Raw genomic sequence first — 3,449 nt, forward strand, 5'->3', positions numbered from 1 at the left:
GCTCTACACGATCCGCTTCAGAAAGAGCGTGATGAAAACACTTTTTTCCCTATCTCCTACCTCCTGTCTCCTGTCTCCTGTCTCCTGTCTCCTGTCTCCTGTCTCCTGTCTCCTGTCTCCGGATAAGAGGGTGATGAAAACACTTTTTTCCCTATCTCCTATCTCCTACCTCCTAACTCGGAAGTTTTATGCAAAGTCTCTACCGATTTTGTAGTTTACTCAACTGTAAAATCATATAAATGCCAATTTCTCCCTTTTTTTTACATAAATATATCGAGTTTATTTAGGAGGATTTTATTTCAAGTATTATCAAGGATTAAATATTTGCCTTTGACAGAAATTACATAGTTATAAAATGCAAAAAAATTATCAAGTTTAAAAAACTAATAATAAGAATAAAAAATTATTAACGCATTGTAAATAGGAATTTTATTGCGAGTAAATACCTAAAAATGCTAAATTAAATATTAATTCTGTGTATATTTACTAGATATTTACAATTTTAAAATAAAGGTTTTTTCATAATTTTTCTATGATTCATATCACATAAAAATGAGTAATAAATCACTTTATTTAAGGATCTAAATTACCGCTAAATAGCTGAATCCTTACGAAGATAGTGAAGAGTTAAAAACAACACACACACAACCATACAATGAAACGAATTTTTAGCGTCGGTACAAAAATTGCTTTAACTGCTTTACTATTAAATGGTTCTTCTCAAAAGGCAGAAGGTTTCGCTTTGACTGATGGAGTCTTTAGCTTATTTTTAGAATGTAATAATGACGGAACAGCCCTAGTTTTTGAAGGAGTGGATGGATGGCAGTATAGCCAAGATGCTACTGGGGATATGACTGATGGTTCTGACTACGATCTTACTGGAATGGGGGTTTTCCAAAATGGTAACGAGATGTTTGTTGCTATTGGTGGAAATATGCCTTTATTGGGTACGGGTTTAGACCGCAATTTAGATCGAATTTTCCCAGGAGACTTATTCTTTACTCCTGCGGGTCAGAATTTCCAACAATCTATGGAAGCAGGAAACCTCCACGCTATTCACTTTTCAGGTAGCTCTGACTCTGGAGCTGATTCAGGTTTGGGAGTTTACAAAAATGTAGCTGCTAAAGGGGTAGGGATGCAGAACTTTGGGCATCGTACTCTTGATAACTATGAAGCTTTAGTTGATTCTAGCGAGAATAACTTCTACGGTAATCTTGGAGCAGATAACCCTTACTTTAATGGCAATGGTACTGGGTACAATGTGATTGCTGGAGGTGACAGAGTTGCGAATGATGGTTTTCAAATGTTGACTGCTACAGAACTGACAGCAGAAGGGTTCAATCAAAACTCTTTGGGTGGAACGGAGTTTTTTGGCTTCAAATTCAATCTTGATGCTATAGTTCCTCCAGAACCTCCAAAAGATATTGAAACTCTCAAAGGAATTGCTCAAGGGTACGGCTTTGATTGGGATGGTCAACCTTGGGATGGAGAACTAGAAAGCTTTGAGGGAACTATCGGCAATCTACAAACTGAAATTGATAACATCCAAGCTGAAGTAGAAGGTTATCAAAATAAAATTCATGCTCACCAAGCACAAATAGATACTTACAATGAACGTCAAGCTGCTGCTGAGGCAGAAGTTAAACGTTTACAAAAACAGGAAATAAATCCTCTTAACGGAAAAAATAATAACGCTGCTAAGAAAGTTCCTGGCGGAGAAGCTAACAGTGAGATTAAAAAAGAGTTGGGCAAGCGCAACAAAATAGTTAATAATCTGAATGGAGTTGAGGAAACTATTAGTGAGAACCCACAGAAAATTCTTGACGCTGAAGGTAAACGGGATCAAATAGAAACTAAACTTGATAATGTTCCTAGCAAAGAGGAAGCTCTGGAACTAGCAAAGCCAAAAGCAAGTGGAACTATTAAGGATGCTTATGTTGAAGTTGCACAACTTAAGTCTCAAAAAGAAGCGTGGGAAGAATATAAGGAAAACAATAACTGGGAAAATTTAAGCTTACAACAAAAGCTAGAGCTACAGAATAATTATGATGGAGGTTGGATAGAGTTACGTAACGATGGTAGTTTAGCAAAGCAAGAACAGGAGTTGATTTTCTTTAACGATCTTATTGCTGATTTTGAAGTTGGAGTTGAACAAGAGCGTCAAGGGAACATTAACAAACTTGAGAAGCAATTCAACAATCAGAAAAATAAGATTGATACTCTGAAACAAGACCTTGCAGATGCAAAAATAGATAAGCCAAATTTAGAACAGGAATTAGACAATTTCTACAATCAACATTTCGATACTTCCAATAAGAACAGCTTGCAGCAAAAGCTGGAAAAAATCAGAGATAATTCTGAAAAACAGTGGAATAAGTTGAATAATAAAAATAATCTAACTCCTGCTCAGGAAGAGGAAATGGCTTTCTATGAACAGAATATTAATGAGACTCAAAATCTGCTCAATGAAATTGATGCTACCTCTATTGATACTCTGACCTCATCTCTTGACAATCTTTTAAATGGAGCTAACGAGTATTTCAATGCTTTGAAAGTAGAAGCAAGCAATAGCGATCGCCCAGACGGTTTGGATAGCAATAATTTTAAAACCTACACCGCTGAAGATTTAACTGTAAAGATTCCTGTTTACAATGAAGATGGGGAAATTGTTAATTACACTACTCATACTTTTAACGGGGTGCAAGTAGGCGATCCGAAAACTATTGGCAGCGAGTATCAGCGCCGTGAGTTTGAAGCTGGACTATTTAAGGTTGCTCGCAATCAGCGGGAGCAGGTGAAAATTCAAAATAAAGCGCTTAGTCAAAGTGAAGTTGCCTTGCGGCAAGAAGATATAGAAAGTCGCAATGCAGCAGAAAGTCAAAAAGCTCAGGTTGTCAAACAACAAGACAAGCAAATTGACCTTCAAAATGATTTGCTCAGAGACATTGAAGGAACTCTTGTTCCATTTATTGATGAGGCTATCGCTGCTGAGAAACGGGAGAATATGCAGGAGCGACTTGCTGCTGCGGAAGTTGAAAATCAGCGCGAGCAAGAGTTGGAAGAAGAGTTCGGCGTACGAACCGATCGGAATATTGGTGGAGTTCCTACTACCCCTGAAGAAGCCTTAGCTCGTCTTAATGAGACACCTTCAGTCCGCGTTCCCGAACCATCTTCACTAATGGGTTTATTTACTGTAATTGGAGCTGGTTTGGCTGCTTTAGGTCGTCGCCAACGTCGATAAGCTGCTGTAGTCAAAGGTTTCATGGAAGTAAAAAGTAAAAATTTACAGCACTTGTTAGGATGGTGAGGTATGGTTAAAAATTAATCATTATTAGTCCTAGTTAAGTGTTATTTAGGGATGTTGTATGCAACATCCCTATGAAATAATAATGACAATAACATTTGTGTCTAATAGATAAAGCACTCTTGTTTATTCAGGGTTATTTCAG

Annotated in this window: 1 protein-coding gene; it reads left to right on the plus strand. The window is 37.3% G+C overall.

What is annotated here, in order from left to right:
- The first annotated feature begins 655 nt into the window (after positions 1 to 655).
- Positions 656 to 3,241, plus strand: a complete 2,586-nt coding sequence (locus tag F6K22_RS36275) for an XDD3 family exosortase-dependent surface protein (RefSeq protein WP_293109499.1) — start codon at positions 656 to 658, stop codon at positions 3,239 to 3,241.
- Positions 3,242 to 3,449 lie beyond the last annotated feature (208 nt).

It is taken from the genome of Okeania sp. SIO2F4 (assembly GCF_010672385.1).
Lineage (GTDB): Bacteria > Cyanobacteriota > Cyanobacteriia > Cyanobacteriales > Microcoleaceae > Trichodesmium.

What these genes read in the sequence shown, in the direction of transcription:
- F6K22_RS36275 (WP_293109499.1), top strand. Translation starts at nt 656, where the DNA reads ATGAAACGAATTTTTAGCGTCGGTACAAAAATTGCTTTAACTGCTTTA.